This window comes from Pseudomonas moraviensis (assembly GCF_900105805.1).
Classification (GTDB): domain Bacteria; phylum Pseudomonadota; class Gammaproteobacteria; order Pseudomonadales; family Pseudomonadaceae; genus Aquipseudomonas; species Aquipseudomonas moraviensis_A.
Map to the genome: position 1 here is coordinate 974,223 of NZ_LT629788.1, position 14,745 is coordinate 988,967.

Consider the following 14,745-nt stretch of genomic DNA (forward strand, 5'->3'; position numbering starts at 1 on the left):
TCGGCTGCGCTGCAGTCGTCGCTTTTTCGGGACGGCTTCGCCATCCAGCGCGAGCAAGCTCCCTCGCCACAGTGTTCGTCTCCGTCAGTGATCTTGCAGAAGTTCTATCACTTCGCTGAATGCCGGGCGTCCCAAGACATCCGCCTGACAGCAGCGCCGCTCCAGCGCTTCCAATGCCAAGCGCCGCTCTGTACTCAACCCCGAGTCGACACGCGCAAGCAACTCCCCGAGCAACACGCCGAACGCGCGCACTTCCAGCCGTTGCAACGCCCGCGTCTGCGCATCATCGGTGGTGGCATGAAACGACGCCGCGCCAAAATCCCCCAGCAGACAATCACCCTGAGAGTTCAACAGAATGTTGTGACCGTAGAGGTCGCCGTGGGTGATGCCTTGTCGATGCAGATGCTCCGCCGCCGAAGCGATGCCCTTGGCGATGCGCAGGGCCACGTCGGCCGAGAACCAGCAATCTTCGGCATAGACGTCCCGAGAGCATGAGGCCAGGCTCGGCAAACCCGCCAGATTGCGGAAGCTCGGATCAACCAACTGCATCACCAATCCCTGCTGCTGATCGGGATGACCGCTGATGCGCCCTTCGACGCGGATCAGGTTCGGGTGCAAGCCTGCGGTGATGCAGGCATTCATCTCGTGCAACGGTGAGCCGTCGCTGGTCATCTCGCCTTTGTACAACTTCACCGCAACCGCCTGCGTCGTGCCATCGTCGCGCTGCCAGATCGCCCGGGAAATCACCCCCGAAGCGCCTTCGCCCAGTTGTTGCTCAAGGCGCAGCGCCGACCAGTCGATCAGCGGCGTGGCCTCAAGGGCAGCGGCATCGGCTTCGGTTTCCAGCGGATTGCCGGCGTAGGCCAGCCAGGTCAGGCTCGGCAAGGTCAGCAGCCACTGTGGCAGCTCGTCGAGTTGGTTGGCGGCAATGCGGATCAATTCCAGCCGATGGCAGTGACGCAGGGATTCCGGCAGCGATTGCAGCCGATTGCCGGCGAGCATCAGTTTCTGCAGGGCGGGCCGTTCACCGAGTTCGCTCGGCAGGCTTGCGATGCGGTTATCGGTGAGGATCAGCCAGCGCAGCTGCGGCGGCAGGGCGGCACCGGGGACATCGACGATGCGATTGGCCTTGAAGCCGACCATCGTCAGCGCCGCGCACTGGCCGAGGCAGGCCGGCAGTTCGCTGAACTGGTTGTCGGAGCAGAACAGCACGCGCAGGCGTGTCAGGCGGTGCAGGTCGTCGGGCAGGGTGCTCAAGGCATTGCCGCTGAGGTTGAGCACTTCCAGCGTGTCGGCCAGTTGGAAAATTTCCCGGGGGAATTCGGTGAGTCCGCAAGACAGATCGAGGCGGCTAATGCCAGACAGCTCGCCGGCGCGCAGTTGAGCAAGAGTATGCATGTTTGGTTTCGCTATTGATCGGTGGAGCGACGCGGGGGCGCTGAGGATGGGCGACATGATAGCGGTAAAGCGGATGTTGAACGGGGCAGGATGCTGGAATCACACACGGTCATTGTAGGAGTGAGCCTGCTCGCGAAGACGGGTTGTCAGTCACATCATCAGCATCTGAAAGAGCGCTATCGCGAGCAGGCTCACTCCTACAGGGGGCCGGGTGTCAGTCAGATTCGTGGATTTCCTGTAATTGCCCCAATCGGCTGCGTGTGCGCGCCAGGTCGATGGCGTGGCCTTCCAGGCTCTGGCCCAGCGGCAGTTGGCCGAGCAGGGTCAGGTGTTTGTCCTGATCGTAAAGCACGTCGATCAGATTGATGAAGCGCTGTTGCACGGCGATCGGACAGTCCCCGAGCAGTGGCAGGTCATCGATGATCCACTGGTCGAAACGCTGGCAGAGCTGCAGATAATCCATGACTGCCGTCGGTTGTTCGCACAGGTCATTGAAGGTGAAAGCGACGCGCCGGCCCTCGCATGATCGCGCCTGAAGCTGGCGCTTGCCGACCTCGAGCGCTATGGCAGGCGCATCGGCTGGCGGCAGGCTCAAGGCATGGCGCTGCTCTGACGTCGCCGGCCACACGTAATGCCCCTGGGTAAACACCTGATGCGTGTGCTGGCGGTTGAGCGTGCGGTAATCGTGGGCGCCGCCGACTTCCATGACCTGCATGCGCGTGTTGATCAGCTCGATCACCGGTTTGAAGCGTGCGTGATACAGCGGATTGGGCAGCAGGCCCTCCGGCGCATAGTTGGACGTGACCAACAGCATGATCCGCCGTTTGAACAGCGCCTTGAACAGGCGCGTGATGAGCATCGCATCGCCGATGTCATGCACGTGAAACTCGTCGAAACACAGCGCCTGACAATCTTCCAGCAGCTCGTCCAGGGTGATTTCCAGCGCGTCCTCCTGCTGGCGATGACGGAACATGCCGTCATGCAGTCGGGCGAAGAACTGATGGAAATGCAGGCGGCGTTTACGGGTGATCGGCAGTGCCTGGAAGAAGCCGTCGAGCAGCCAGCTCTTGCCGCGCCCGACCGCGCCGTACAGATACAGACTGGGTGGTGTGAGCCCGCTGTCGCCCAACAGCACGCTGGCCTGTTGCGCCATGCAATCAATGACGTGCTGCTGACTGCGGCTGAGGGTGTAGCCCTGACTGTGCGCCTTGTCGCGAAAGTAATCGCGGATGATCGCGGCATTGGCATCGTGCCCGGCGCTGGCGGGCAGGCCTTTGCCGAACAGGCGGCGCAGCAACGGCCAGCGTTGGCTCAGTCGTGATCGTTTCGGCGTTCTTGCGGGCACGCGGCACAGGCTCCTGATGGATTGGCCGGCTCCAGCGGGAGCGCGGTGGTCCAAGTGTAACCAGACCTCCAGCGTTGGCTCCATGAAATATGCACGGTTCCGAATGTAGGAGCTGACGAGTGCAACGAGGCTGCGATCTTTTGATCTTGGGTTGCCGCCAACAGATCGCAGCCTCGTTGCACTCGTCAGCTCCTACAATGGGCGTATTTCAGAGCGGTGGTGATTGCTTGAGCAATTGCGCCGCCGGCGAGTCCGTCGGGCTGACCACTGCATAGTTGTAGCCGGGCCCCGACCAATAATCGGCCTGCAGATCGCCATCGCTGCGCGAACCGCGCGGCAGCAGAGTGTTTTTCGGCCCCGGCGGACGCAGGTAGAAACTCACCTTGTGGCCGCTGCCATCCTCATACATCACCATCGCCGCCGGGCCCTCATCGGTGCTGAGCAAGCGCCCGCTGACCGGCTCGAACCCGGCCGCCCTGAGATCGGGCAAGCGCCCGGCGCCGCTGAAGTAACGGTCGAGCCAACGCTGCATGTCGCCGCCGCTGTCGACCTTGTAATCGGCGGGCAGCACGCCTTGCTGGGCAATCAGGCGGTAGGCTTGCAACGCGTCGGTCATCGGCAATTGCGCAGGGCGCACCAGGGTCATTTCCCGTGCCTGCCAGCCACTGAAACCGCCAATACTCACGGCAATCAGCAACACCGCTGCGCGGGCCAGATGACCACGTGACTGCTCGCGGCGACGCTGGCGAATCATCGTCGGATCCAGCGCCGGATTGCTCGGCTGCTGCAACGCACCACTGAGCGCCGCGCGCAACTGCTGGGCATCGCGTTGCCAGGCACGAACCTGCGCCGCTTCTTCAGGGTGGCTGGCCAGCCATGTTTCCAGCATGCGCCGGTCGGCGTCGCTGAGCTGGTGATCGACGTAGGCGTGCAAGTCACGCTCATTGGGAGGGAGGCTGATCATTTGAGTATCCGCAGGGAAGGGCTGCTGATTTCGCCGTCGCTGAGTTGGCGCAAGGCCTGGCGGGCGCGGGACAGGCGCGACATCACGGTGCCGATCGGGGCGCCGAGGATCTCGGCGACCTCTTTATAGGACAGGCCCTCCACCGACACCATCAGCAGCAGGGCGCGTTGTTCGGTGGGCAGGCGTTCGAAGGCTTGCAGGGTGGATTGGGCGATCACCGTGCGTTCCACCGACGGCTCGGCATCGTCGCGACCGGTGAAAAATTCGAGCATCCGCGCATAGCGCCGCGAGCGACGGTGGGCATCGAGAAATTGCCGATAGAGGATCGCAAACAGCCAGGCGCGCAAGTCGCCTTCGGCGCGTTTTTCGCCCCACGCCGACAGCGCCCGCTCGAGGCTGGCCTGGACCAGATCGTCAGCGCTGCTGCTGTTGCGCGTCAACGACACGGCGAAGCGGCGCAATCTGGGAATGATTTCTCTCAACTGTTCGTCGAATTCGCTCATGAATTTCTGCTGGTCGCTACGCTGTGGACTAGGAAGACGCCCGTCAGCGCAGGTTATTCCCCGTGCGCAAAAATAAATACGGCGCCGTGGAATAAACCCTGACGGGGTGCGTCTTGCTGACTCTTTCCACTTGTGGCCGATGGCCTGGAGATATTCATGGTTGATCGCTCATCCCCCAACGCTGCACCGCCCGGCAGGCCGCCGCGCCAGCCACTGAGCGCTGCGAGTCTGGTTTTCCGTCTGGGCGGCATTGCCGTGATTGTCGCCGCCGTGGCCGGGGCGTTTGCCTACGTGCACGGCAACCTTGACCCACAGCGCCTGACGCCAAAGGCGTTGGTCGATGTGCTGGAAAAGAACAACGGCGTGCATCCCGGTTTTCGTCGCAACCACGCCAAAGGTGTCTGCGTGATTGGCCATTTCGAGAGCAGCGGTGAGGCGCGGGCGTACTCCACTGCGCAGGTGTTCAACCTGCCGCAGACGCCGGTGGTCGGGCGCTTTGCCTTGCCCGCCGGCAATCCCTATGCGCCGGACAGCGCCGTGCCGATCCGCAGCCTGGCGCTGCGTTTCACTCAGGCGGACGGCCAGCAGTGGCGCACCGGCATGAACAGCATGCCGGTGTTCCCGATCGGCACCCCCGAGGCGTTCTATCAATTGCAGCAAGCGCAGTCGCCGGATCCGGCCACCGGCAAGCCCGACCCGACCAAGGTACCGGCGTTCTTCGCCGCACATCCGGAAGCCGTGCCGTTCTTGACTTGGGTGAAGACCGCCAAGCCCTCGGCCAGCTACGCCACCGAAACCTATAACAGCATCAATGCGTTCTATCTGGTCGATGGCAACGGCAAGAAACAGGCGGTGCGCTGGAGCATGACGCCGCTGGCGCAGGACGCGGCGGGGGCCACGGCCCCTGAAGGCGCGGATTTTCTCGAGAAGGATCTGGTGCAACGCCTGGCCGCCGCACCCTTGCGCTTCCGGCTGAACATTACCCTGGCCAACGCTGACGACCCGGTCAACGATGCCAGCAAGTCGTGGCCCACAGATCGCAAAGTGCTGAACGCCGGGACTTTGGTGCTGGAGAAAACCCAGCCGCAGCTGAGTGGCGAGTGCCGCGATATCAACTACGACCCACTGGTGCTGCCAGCCGGGATTCAAGGCTCGGAAGACCCATTGCTCGCCGCGCGCTCGGCCGGTTACGCCGATTCCTACCTGCGTCGCACCAGCGAAGTCAGCCAATTGCCCGCCGCCAGACAGGAGGCTCGCCCATGAGCAAGCACCCGACTCATTTCGTATTGCTGGCGCGTTTGCTCCATTGGCTGATGGCGCTGATGATCATCGCCATGCTGTTTATCGGCGCGGGCATGGTCACTTCGGTGTCGTCTCGCCATGAATGGCTGATTCATCTGCACAAGCCGCTGGGCATCGCGATTCTGGCGCTAGTTATTGTGCGCCTGGTGGTGCGCTTCACCACACGTCAACCGCCGTTGCCGGATGATCTGCCGGGCTGGCAGGTGCTGGCAGCCAGGGCTTCCCACGTCTTGCTGTACGCGTTGATGCTGGTGTTGCCGCTGCTCGGGTGGGCGATGATCAGTGCATCGGGCGAGCCAGTGATGCTCACAGCGTCGCTGCATCTGCCGTCGATTGTGCCGGCGGATGCGCAACTGTTCGCGCTGTTGCGCAAGTCCCATGGCTATCTGGCGTATCTGCTGTTTCTGACGGTGCTGCTGCACTTGGCGGCGGCGCTGTTTCATGGCTGGGTGCGTCGTGACGAAGTGCTCGACAGCATGTTGCACGGGCGCGATCGCGGCTGAGTCGGCAAAGCAAAAGATCGCAGGCGGGCTGCGATCTTTTGTTTCTGACGCCGGGGATCAGCGCAGGATATCGACCATGTCGGCGAGAGTGGTCAGCACGTCCTTGCCCAATTGCTTCGAACGCTTGCCCGACCAGCCGGTGATGTTGTCCGGGTGGTCGTCGTGGTCCTTGAACGGCATCTCCAGAGTCTGCGACAGGCAGTCATATTTCTGTCCGACACTGTTGCAGGCCAATGTCATGTTGGCCTGGCCCGGTTCGTCGCGGGTGTAGCCGTAGGTGGTCTGGAAGTCTTTGGTGGTGTGCTTCAAATGGCTGCGGAAATGCTCTTCCAGCTTTTCGATGCGCGGCGTAAAGCCAGGGTTGCCTTCGCAGCCCGCGGTGAAGACGTGGGGGATGGTTTCGTCGCCGTGTACGTCGATAAACGCATCGACGCCGTACTTTTCCATCTGCTGCTGAACGAATAGCACTTCCGGGCTGATGTCCTGACTGGCGTTCTGCCAGGCGCGGTTCAAATCCTGACCCATGGCGTTGGTGCGCAGGTGCCCGTGGAAGGCGCCGTCCGGGTTCATGTTCGGCACCAGATACAGATCGGCGCCGGCCAGCAGTTTGTTCAGTACCGGATCGTCCTGTCGTTCCAGACGCTCGATCACACCTTCCATGAACCATTCAGCCATGTGTTCGCCCGGATGCTGCTGGGCGATGATCCAGATCTTGCGCTGGCCTTCGGCGCCGCTGCCCTTGCGCAGCAGCTGAATGTCGCGGCCTTCGACGCTTTTGCCGGTCGCCAGCAATTCGGTGCCAGCCTTGCTCAGCGCCTGCTCGATCAACCAATCGTGGCGGCCGCGGCTGTAGGGTTCGAAGTAGGCGAACCAGGCGTGGGTCTGTTCGGCTTCGAGGCAGAAGCGCAGGCTGTCGCCTTCGAAGCTGGTGGGAATGCGGAACCAGTTGACGTGATCATACGACGCCACCGCTTGATAGCCCGGCCAGCCTTTGCTGTAGGTCGATTGGCTGGCGTTGACCAGGCGAAACCAGTGTTCCTGATGAACGTGCAGGCCGCTGGCCTTGAAGTGGAACCACTGGAAATGAGGGCTGCGGGTGTCCGGGCGGATCGCCAGAACCGGATTGAGAGGGTTGCTGATGTCGATGACTTGGATGTTGCCGCTGTCAAAATTGGCGCTGATGTCGAACGAAGATTTGGCCACGGTCATAGTCGCTTCCTGAGCAGGATTTTTATGACCGGTACTTTACACGCAGGCTGGGGTGAAACCGAGGGGAATTGCAGGGTGCTGGCGGGGGGGCGTCCTCCGTGACGCGCCAGCAGCTTAGAGGCTATGCGATTGATTCTCAAGTGCTGATTGCCGTTAGTTTCGGCCAATGTGGCCGGGCTCGGCTTGCCAATCAATATTCTTTTGATATTATCCGCGCCATCGAATTTGCAACACCCAAAGACTTCATTAGCCTGAAGACACAAGCCCGAAAAACGGGCAAAAAAAGACCCGGCAAAAAGCCGGGTCAAAAACCGTGATTAGCCTGATGAGGAGATAGTCCAGAAGACCGACCTAAGGTCTCTGGTCCATCGACTGATCTCGCGACCAGCTGCTTGCAATAATAATCATTATCATTTGCAAGTCAAATGTTTTTATCTGCGCGATGGGAAAATTCTTTCCTGTCCGTCCGTACCTTGTTTGCTATGACTTCATCGTTGTCGATCGAGTGATCGACCATCGCCCGCGCCATATCCACCATGTGCACCACCGAGAAGGCCAGGTCGCGATTCGTGCCCTGCAGGTTTTCTGCGGCCTTGAAGGCCGTGGCGGCTGCGCATCGCAACAGGTCCGAGGCATGCACCAGCGCTTCCTCGCCGCTGAGATGGCCTTTGACATCGAAGAACCGTTCTTCCGTCTCAGGTTCTGAAATTGCCGGTTTCAAGTAGTAGTCCAGCGCGCGTTGTGCGGCGGCGGTGCCTTGGGGCGAAGTGAAGCTGGTGTCGATTTGCAGATCGGGCAGGTCTTTGCTGCTGATGTTCATCATGAGAAGGCACTCCATGTTCGATTGAAAGTCCGTTTACCTAGGATAGTACCGCCTGTATTTGTGACCAGAATTTAAATACTACAATATGTGTTTTGCCGGTCGAAGACGTCCGCGTAAGGTGCGGCACATGGATAAATGGATTGAGTTGGTCAAGGCCAAGATGAGTGAACTCAAAGTCACTCAAACAGAGCTCGGAGAGCGCGTCGGCATGTCCCAGGGCGGGATCGGTCATTGGCTGAACAAGCGTCGCGAACCCGGTGTTACCGAAATGAACCGTGTGCTCAAAGCGCTGGGAATGGATTTCCTCGAAGTCGTTCTGGTGATCCGCGAACCGCAGCCGACGCCGGAGGATGAAATGCCGCTGGCCCAGAAGTACAACCCGTACTTCCGCTACCCGGTTCGTGACTGGCACGCGCCCTGTGAGGTGCGCGACGATTCGGCGAGCTACGCCGGCGCATCGGCGAAGCAGCGCTTTGAACTCACCGATTACCACGCTCGCGGTGCGGCGTTCTGGCTGACCGTGACGGGGGATTCGATGACCGCGCCCAGCGGTCAGAGCATTGCCGAGGGCATGCTGATTCTGGTCGACCCGGAGTTGGAGGCGGTGCCTGGAAAACTGGTGATTGCCCAGTGGCCGGACAGTGAAGAAGCGATTTTCCGCAAACTCGACGAACAGGGCGGCCAGCGTTACCTGGTGCCGCTCAATCCGACCTGGCCGAAAGCGCTGTTCACCGATGAATGCCGGATTGTCGGCGTGGTGGTTCAGGCGACGGCGCGTTTCTGACCGGATCGATCCTCGCTCAAGGCCCGGATCGATCCAGCAATTTCACGCTTGTTCCAGTTCAACCAAAGCGCTGCCTTCGCTGACCATATCGCCTTCCTGGCAATACAGCGCTTTGACCACGCCGGCCTGTGGCGCACGAATGCTGTGTTCCATCTTCATGGCTTCGAGCACCACCAGTTGCGCCCCGGCCTCGACCGCTTGCCCGACCTCGACCAGCACGCGCACGATGCTGCCGTTCATGGGCGCGGTCAGACCGCCCTGGTGGCTGTGGCTGGCCTCAACGGCACTGATCGGATCATGGGCCTCGATGCGTCGCAGCTCTCCCTCCCACTGCAGATACAACGAATCGCCCTGACGAATTGCCCGCAACGTGCGGCGCACGCCGTCATGCTCGACCGCCAGCGCTTCGCCCAACAGTCTGACGTGGGCCGCAGCTGCCAATGTCAGCGCACGATCCTGTCCCTCGCAACTTAAATGCAAAGTGATTTCCGCCGGCAAGCCTGCCCGCAAACCACTGCCGCAAGACCACGGCGAGGCGGAATCATCCGTCCGCTTACGTGCTGGCAGACTCTGCGCGAAAGCCTGCGCCGCCGCTTGCCAGAACTCATCGCTCAACGTACATGGCGCTGGCAGCAACTGCTCCTGATAACGCGGAATGAACCCGGTATCGAGTTCTGCCGCGGCAAACGCCGGATGCGCGATGATCCGGCGCAGGAAGTTGATGTTGGTCTTCAGTCCGCCGATCGCAAACTCATCGAGCATGCTCAGCAGACGCAGGCGCGCCTGTTCGCGATTTTCACCCCAGGCAATCAGTTTGCCGAGCATCGGGTCGTAGAACGGCGAAATCTCGTCACCTTCCTCGACCCCGCTGTCCACTCGCCGCCCCGGACCCTGTGCCGATTCGCGGTACAGATCCAGACGCCCGGTGGCCGGCAGAAAATCATTCGCCGGATCCTCGGCATACAAGCGCACTTCAATCGCATGCCCGTTGAGCGGCACCTGCGCCTGGGTCATCGGCAGCGCTTCACCCCGGGCGACGCGAATCTGCCAGGCGACCAGATCGAGCCCGGTAATCGCTTCGGTCACCGGGTGCTCGACCTGCAGGCGCGTGTTCATTTCCATGAAGAAAAACTCGCCGCGCGCATCCAGCAGAAACTCCACGGTGCCAGCGCCGACATAACCGATTGCCTGTGCCGAACGCACCGCCGCTTCGCCCATGGCCCGGCGCAATTCCGGCGTCAGGCCCGGCGCCGGGGCTTCTTCGACGACTTTCTGATGCCGCCGCTGGATCGAGCAATCGCGCTCATTGAGATACAGGCAGTTGCCGTGCTGGTCGGCGAACACCTGAATCTCCACATGACGCGGCTTCAGTAGATACTTCTCTACCAGCATCCGCGAGTCGCCGAACGAGGACTGCGCTTCCCGCTGAGCGGAGGCGAGGGCTTCGGCCAACTGGCTGACGTCCTCCACGACTTTCATGCCTTTACCGCCGCCACCGGCCGTGGCCTTGAGCAGCACCGGATAACCGATGCGTTCGCAGGCTTCACGGAAGGTGTCGAGATCCTGCGCCTCGCCGTGATAGCCCGGCACCAAAGGCACGCCGGCCTTTTCCATCAGCGCTTTGGCGGCGGATTTACTGCCCATCGCATCGATGGCAGAGGCAGGCGGGCCGAGAAAGATCAGGCCGGCAGCTTCGATGGCGCGGGCGAATCCGGCGTTTTCCGAGAGAAAGCCGTAGCCGGGATGAATCGCCTGGGCGCCGCTGGCCTTGGCAGCGGCGATCAATTTGTCGATTTGCAGATAACTGTCAGCGGCCTTGCTGCCGCCCAGATCGACGCGGATATCGGCTTCACGGCTGTGGCGCGCATCGCGGTCGGTGGCGCTGTGCACAGCGACCGTAGTCAGGCCGAGGGCCTTGGCGGTGCGCATGACCCGGCAGGCGATTTCGCCGCGGTTGGCCACCAGCAGGGTGGTAATCACAGGTGCGCTCATCAACGCGACTCCTTGGTGGATGCGGCTTGCCAGCTCGGCGGGCGTTTTTGCAGAAAGGCGCGCAAGCCTTCCTGGCCTTCGGCGCTGACGCGAATCCGTGCGATGGCATTTTCGGTGTAGCGGCGCAGGGCCGGGGTCAGCGCGCCGTTGCCGACTTCACGCAGCAAGTCCTTGCTGGCACGCATGGCGGCGGGGCTGTTGAGCAACAGATTGTCGATCCACTGCTCGACCTGCTGCTCCAGTTCAGCGGCAGGACAGCTTTCAGACAACAAGCCGATCTCCCGCGCCCGCTGTCCGCCGAAGCGCTCGGCGGTCAGCGCGTAACGCCGCGCCGCCCGTTCACCGATCGCCTGCACTACAAACGGGCTGATCACCGCCGGCGCCAGGCCGATGCGCACTTCCGACAGGCAGAACTGCGCATCATCGGCGCCAATCGCCATGTCGCAGCAACTGATCAGGCCCAGCGCGCCACCGAACGCTGCGCCCTGAACCACGGCGAGGGTGGGGATTTTCAGTTTGGCGAGGTTGTACATCAGCTCGGCCAGTTCGCGGGCGTCGTCGAGGTTGGTGTGGTAATCGAGCTCCGCCGACTGCTGCATCCAGGCCAGGTCGGCGCCGGCACTGAAGTGCTTGCCGCGCCCGCGCAGCAGCAGAAAACGCAGGCTCGAATCGCTGGCCACCTTGTCGAGGGCGAGGATCAGTTCGCGGATCATCTCGGCGTTGAAGGCGTTGTTTTTCTCGGCGCGGTTGAGCCACAGCGTCGCGAAGCCGCGCGGGTCGGTTTGCAGTTCGAGGGTATTGAAGTCGCTCATCAGGTTCTCCCCATCACATCCGGAACACGCCGAAGCGGCTCGGTTCGATTGGCGCGTTCAGCGACGCGGACAAGGCCAGGGCCAGCACATCGCGGGTCTGCGCCGGGTCGATGACGCCGTCGTCCCACAACCGCGCGCTGGAGTAGTAGGGGTGACCCTGCTCTTCGTACTGGTCGAGAATCGGCTGCTTGATCTCGGCCTCCTGCTCGGCGCTGAACGCCTGACCGCTGCGTTCGGCCTGTTCGCGTTTGACCTGCACCAGCACGCCGGCGGCCTGTTCGGCGCCCATCACGCCGATCCGCGCGTTCGGCCACATCCACAAAAAACGTGGGTCGTAAGCGCGACCGCACATGCCGTAGTTGCCGGCCCCGAAGCTGCCGCCGATGATCACGGTGAATTTCGGCACCTTGGCGCAGGCCACTGCGGTAACCAGCTTCGCGCCGTGCTTGGCAATGCCGCCGGCTTCGTATTTCTGTCCGACCATGAAGCCGGTGATGTTCTGCAGAAACAGCAGTGGAATACCGCGTTGGCAGGCCAGTTCGATGAAGTGCGCGCCTTTTTGCGCGGCTTCGGCGAAGAGAATGCCGTTGTTCGCCAGAATCGCGACCGGGTAGCCGTGCAAGTGAGCGAAACCGCAAACCAGGGTGGTGCCAAACAGCGCTTTGAATTCATCGAACACCGAGCCATCGACCAGCCGTGCGATCACTTCGCGCACATCGAATGGCTGCTTGGCGTCAGCCGGAACCACGCCGTACAACTCGTCGCTGGCGTACAGCGGCGCAATCGGCGTGCGTTGCTGCACCTCGCCGAGCTTGCGCCAGTTGAGGTTGGCGACGCTGCGGCGGGCGAGGGCGAGGGCGTGTTCGTCGTTCTCGGCGTAATGGTCGGCCACGCCGGAAGTCTTGCAATGCACATCGGCACCGCCCAGATCCTCGGCGCTGACCACTTCACCGGTTGCAGCTTTCACCAACGGCGGGCCGGCGAGAAAGATCGTCGCCTGGTTGCGCACCATGATCGCTTCGTCCGCCATCGCTGGCACATATGCGCCGCCAGCGGTGCACGAGCCCATGACCACGGCGATCTGCGGGATGCCTATGGCGCTCATGTTGGCCTGATTGAAAAAGATCCGCCCGAAGTGCTCGCGATCCGGAAACACTTCGTCCTGACGCGGCAGGTTGGCGCCGCCCGAGTCCACCAGATAAATGCACGGCAGGCGATTCTGCTGGGCGATGGTCTGTGCACGCAGGTGTTTCTTCACCGTGAGCGGGTAATACGAACCGCCTTTCACCGTCGCATCGTTGGCGACGATCATGCATTCCACGCCTTCGACGCGACCGATCCCGGCAATCACCCCGGCGGCGGGGACGTCTTCGCCATACACGGCGTGAGCGGCCAGTTGGCTGATTTCCAGAAACGGCGAGCCCGGATCGAGCAGGCGATTGATGCGTTCACGCGGCAGCAATTTACCGCGCGAGGTGTGGCGTTCCTGGGCTTTGGCACCGCCACCCTGGGCCACTTGAGCGAGCAGGGTGTGCAGCGCGTCGACCTGTTTGAGCATCGCCGCGCTGTTGACGGCGAACTCCGCGGAGCGCGGGTTGAGCTGAGTGTGCAGGATCATGGGGCTTACTCCGTAAGCAGCTTCTAGCTACAAGCGGCAAGCTGCAGGTTGGGGCAAGAGCGCGGATCTCTTGCAGCTTGTGGCTTGCGGCTTGCAACTGACGAAATTCATTTCGTCTCGTTGAACAGTTCGCGACCGATCAGCATGCGGCGGATTTCGCTGGTGCCGGCGCCGATTTCGTAGAGCTTGGCGTCGCGCAGCAGGCGGCCGGCGGGGAATTCGTTGATGTAGCCGTTGCCGCCAAGAATCTGGATCGCGTCGAGGGCCATTTGTGTGGCGCGTTCGGCGGTGTAGAGAATCACTCCAGCGGCATCCTTGCGCGCGGTTTCGCCGCGCTCGCAGGCCTGCGCCACTGCGTACAGATAGGCGCGGCTGGCGTTGAGTTGGGTGTACATGTCGGCGACTTTGCCCTGGATCAGCTGGAATTCGCCGATGCTCTGGCCGAACTGCTTGCGGTCGTGGATGTACGGCACGATCAGGTCCATGCACGACTGCATGATCCCGGTCGGGCCGCCCGACAGCACCACGCGTTCGTAATCGAGGCCGCTCATCAGCACCTTCACGCCGCCGTTGAGCACGCCGAGGATGTTCTCTTCCGGCACTTCGACGTCATCGAAGAACAGCTCGCAGGTATTGGAGCCGCGCATGCCCAGCTTGTCGAACTTGTTGCTGCGGCTGAAGCCTTTCCAGTCACGCTCGACGATGAACGCAGTAATGCCGTGCGGGCCTTTTTCCAGATCGGTCTTGGCGTAGATCACATAGGTGTTGGCGTCAGGGCCGTTGGTGATCCAGGTCTTGCTGCCGTTAAGGACGAAGCGATCGCCGCGTTTGTCGGCGCGCAGCTTCATCGAGACCACATCGGAACCGGCGTTGGGCTCGCTCATCGCCAGGGCGCCGACGTGCTCGCCGCTGATCAGCTTCGGCAGGTATTTGGTTTTCTGTTCGTGGTTGCCGTTGCGGTTGATCTGGTTGACGCAAAGGTTGGAGTGCGCGCCGTAGGACAACGCCACCGACGCCGAGCCACGGCTGATTTCTTCCATCGCCACCACGTGCGCCAGATAACCCAGGCCCGCGCCGCCGTACTCTTCCGGCACGGTGATGCCGAGCAGACCCATGTCACCGAATTTGCGCCACATATCGGCCGGGAACAGGTTGTCGTGATCGATCTGCGCGGCACGCGGGGCGATCTGATCGGCGACGAAGGACTGCACCTGATCGCGCAGCATGTCGATGGTTTCACCGAGGGCGAAGTTCAGGGATGGATAGCTCATGGGTCACCTTTTGGCTTTTTTATCGGGTGGAGTGCACGTCAGATCGGCGCTCAGCTTTACGTTAACGTAAAGCTTCCCGAGTTCGGCTGTCAATCAGCTTTACGTAAGCGTCAACTTGGGCGAGAGTAAGGACAGTTCAGGATAGAAAACGCAGAGCTTTCTGTAGGAGTGAGCCTGCTCGCGATGGCAGTGTGTCAGTCAATATTTGCGTTTGCTGACAC

14 protein-coding genes are annotated in these 14,745 nt (G+C 61.8%); 4 read left to right on the forward strand and 10 right to left on the reverse strand.

What is annotated here, in order from left to right; all coding sequences use genetic code 11:
• Positions 1 to 84 precede the first annotated feature (84 nt).
• The 4 genes from BLU71_RS04725 to BLU71_RS04740 all read right to left on the reverse strand — a co-directional run bounded on the left by BLU71_RS04725 (position 85) and on the right by BLU71_RS04740 (position 4,210).
• Positions 85 to 1,398, reverse strand: a complete 1,314-nt coding sequence (locus BLU71_RS04725) for a leucine-rich repeat-containing protein kinase family protein (RefSeq protein WP_083352431.1) — start codon at positions 1,396 to 1,398, stop codon at positions 85 to 87.
• 214 nt (positions 1,399 to 1,612) lie between these two features.
• Entirely contained in the window at positions 1,613 to 2,743 is a 1,131-nt protein-coding gene (gene zapE / locus BLU71_RS04730; protein WP_083352432.1) for a cell division protein ZapE, read from the reverse strand.
• Between the two features lie 208 nt (positions 2,744 to 2,951).
• On the reverse strand, positions 2,952 to 3,707 hold the full coding sequence (locus BLU71_RS04735) for an anti-sigma factor family protein (RefSeq protein ID WP_064363655.1): 756 nt from the start codon (positions 3,705 to 3,707) through the stop codon (positions 2,952 to 2,954).
• Positions 3,704 to 4,210 carry an RNA polymerase sigma factor gene (locus BLU71_RS04740; RefSeq protein WP_016775320.1) on the reverse strand — a complete coding sequence of 169 codons (507 nt, stop codon included), beginning with the start codon at positions 4,208 to 4,210 and terminating at the stop codon, positions 3,704 to 3,706. The genes BLU71_RS04735 and BLU71_RS04740 overlap by 4 nt, the downstream gene beginning before the upstream one ends.
• A gap of 156 nt (positions 4,211 to 4,366) precedes the next feature.
• On the opposite strand from BLU71_RS04740, the gene BLU71_RS04745 reads away from it, so the two are divergent.
• Together BLU71_RS04745 and BLU71_RS04750 are read left to right on the forward strand one after the other, a co-directional pair.
• Positions 4,367 to 5,473: a catalase family peroxidase gene (locus tag BLU71_RS04745; RefSeq protein WP_083352433.1), complete on the forward strand. Its 1,107-nt coding sequence runs from the start codon at positions 4,367 to 4,369 to the stop codon at positions 5,471 to 5,473.
• A complete protein-coding gene (locus BLU71_RS04750; protein ID WP_042609182.1) occupies positions 5,470 to 6,015 on the forward strand; it encodes a cytochrome b in 546 nt (181 codons plus the stop codon). The genes BLU71_RS04745 and BLU71_RS04750 overlap by 4 nt, the downstream gene beginning before the upstream one ends.
• A 57-nt stretch (positions 6,016 to 6,072) precedes the next feature.
• On the opposite strand, the gene BLU71_RS04755 is transcribed toward BLU71_RS04750, so the two are convergent.
• A complete protein-coding gene (locus BLU71_RS04755) occupies positions 6,073 to 7,224 on the reverse strand; it encodes a M14 family metallopeptidase (protein WP_065616008.1) in 1,152 nt (383 codons plus the stop codon).
• Between the two features lie 98 nt (positions 7,225 to 7,322).
• Between BLU71_RS04755 and BLU71_RS27235 the strand changes: the two genes are divergently transcribed.
• A complete protein-coding gene (locus tag BLU71_RS27235; protein WP_133247418.1) occupies positions 7,323 to 7,541 on the forward strand; it encodes a hypothetical protein in 219 nt (72 codons plus the stop codon).
• Positions 7,542 to 7,645: 104 nt separating this feature from the next.
• On the opposite strand, the gene BLU71_RS04760 is transcribed toward BLU71_RS27235, so the two are convergent.
• Positions 7,646 to 8,044, reverse strand: coding sequence for a DUF6124 family protein (locus BLU71_RS04760; RefSeq protein ID WP_065616958.1), 399 nt, complete (start codon positions 8,042 to 8,044; stop codon positions 7,646 to 7,648).
• A 130-nt stretch (positions 8,045 to 8,174) separates the two neighbouring features.
• Here BLU71_RS04760 and BLU71_RS04765 point away from each other — a divergent pair, with 130 nt between their 5' ends.
• The gene (locus tag BLU71_RS04765; protein WP_042609184.1) at positions 8,175 to 8,831 is read left to right on the forward strand and encodes a LexA family protein; all 657 of its coding nucleotides are present in this window, start codon (positions 8,175 to 8,177) and stop codon (positions 8,829 to 8,831) included.
• 42 nt (positions 8,832 to 8,873) lie between these two features.
• Here BLU71_RS04765 and BLU71_RS04770 read toward each other — a convergent pair whose 3' ends face one another.
• The 4 genes from BLU71_RS04770 to BLU71_RS04785 all read right to left on the reverse strand — a co-directional run bounded on the left by BLU71_RS04770 (position 8,874) and on the right by BLU71_RS04785 (position 14,524).
• Positions 8,874 to 10,823 (reverse strand): acetyl/propionyl/methylcrotonyl-CoA carboxylase subunit alpha, encoded by a 1,950-nt coding sequence (locus BLU71_RS04770; RefSeq protein ID WP_083352434.1) that lies wholly within the window; start codon positions 10,821 to 10,823, stop codon positions 8,874 to 8,876.
• Positions 10,823 to 11,635 carry a gamma-carboxygeranoyl-CoA hydratase gene (locus BLU71_RS04775; protein ID WP_042609186.1) on the reverse strand — a complete coding sequence of 271 codons (813 nt, stop codon included), beginning with the start codon at positions 11,633 to 11,635 and terminating at the stop codon, positions 10,823 to 10,825. Before BLU71_RS04775 ends, BLU71_RS04770 begins: the two co-directional genes overlap by 1 nt.
• A gap of 13 nt (positions 11,636 to 11,648) precedes the next feature.
• Positions 11,649 to 13,253 carry a carboxyl transferase domain-containing protein gene (locus BLU71_RS04780; protein ID WP_083352435.1) on the reverse strand — a complete coding sequence of 535 codons (1,605 nt, stop codon included), beginning with the start codon at positions 13,251 to 13,253 and terminating at the stop codon, positions 11,649 to 11,651.
• Between the two features lie 107 nt (positions 13,254 to 13,360).
• Complete coding sequence (locus BLU71_RS04785; RefSeq protein WP_083352436.1) at positions 13,361 to 14,524, reverse strand: isovaleryl-CoA dehydrogenase; 1,164 nt, start codon at positions 14,522 to 14,524, stop codon at positions 13,361 to 13,363.
• Positions 14,525 to 14,745: the final 221 nt, after the last annotated feature.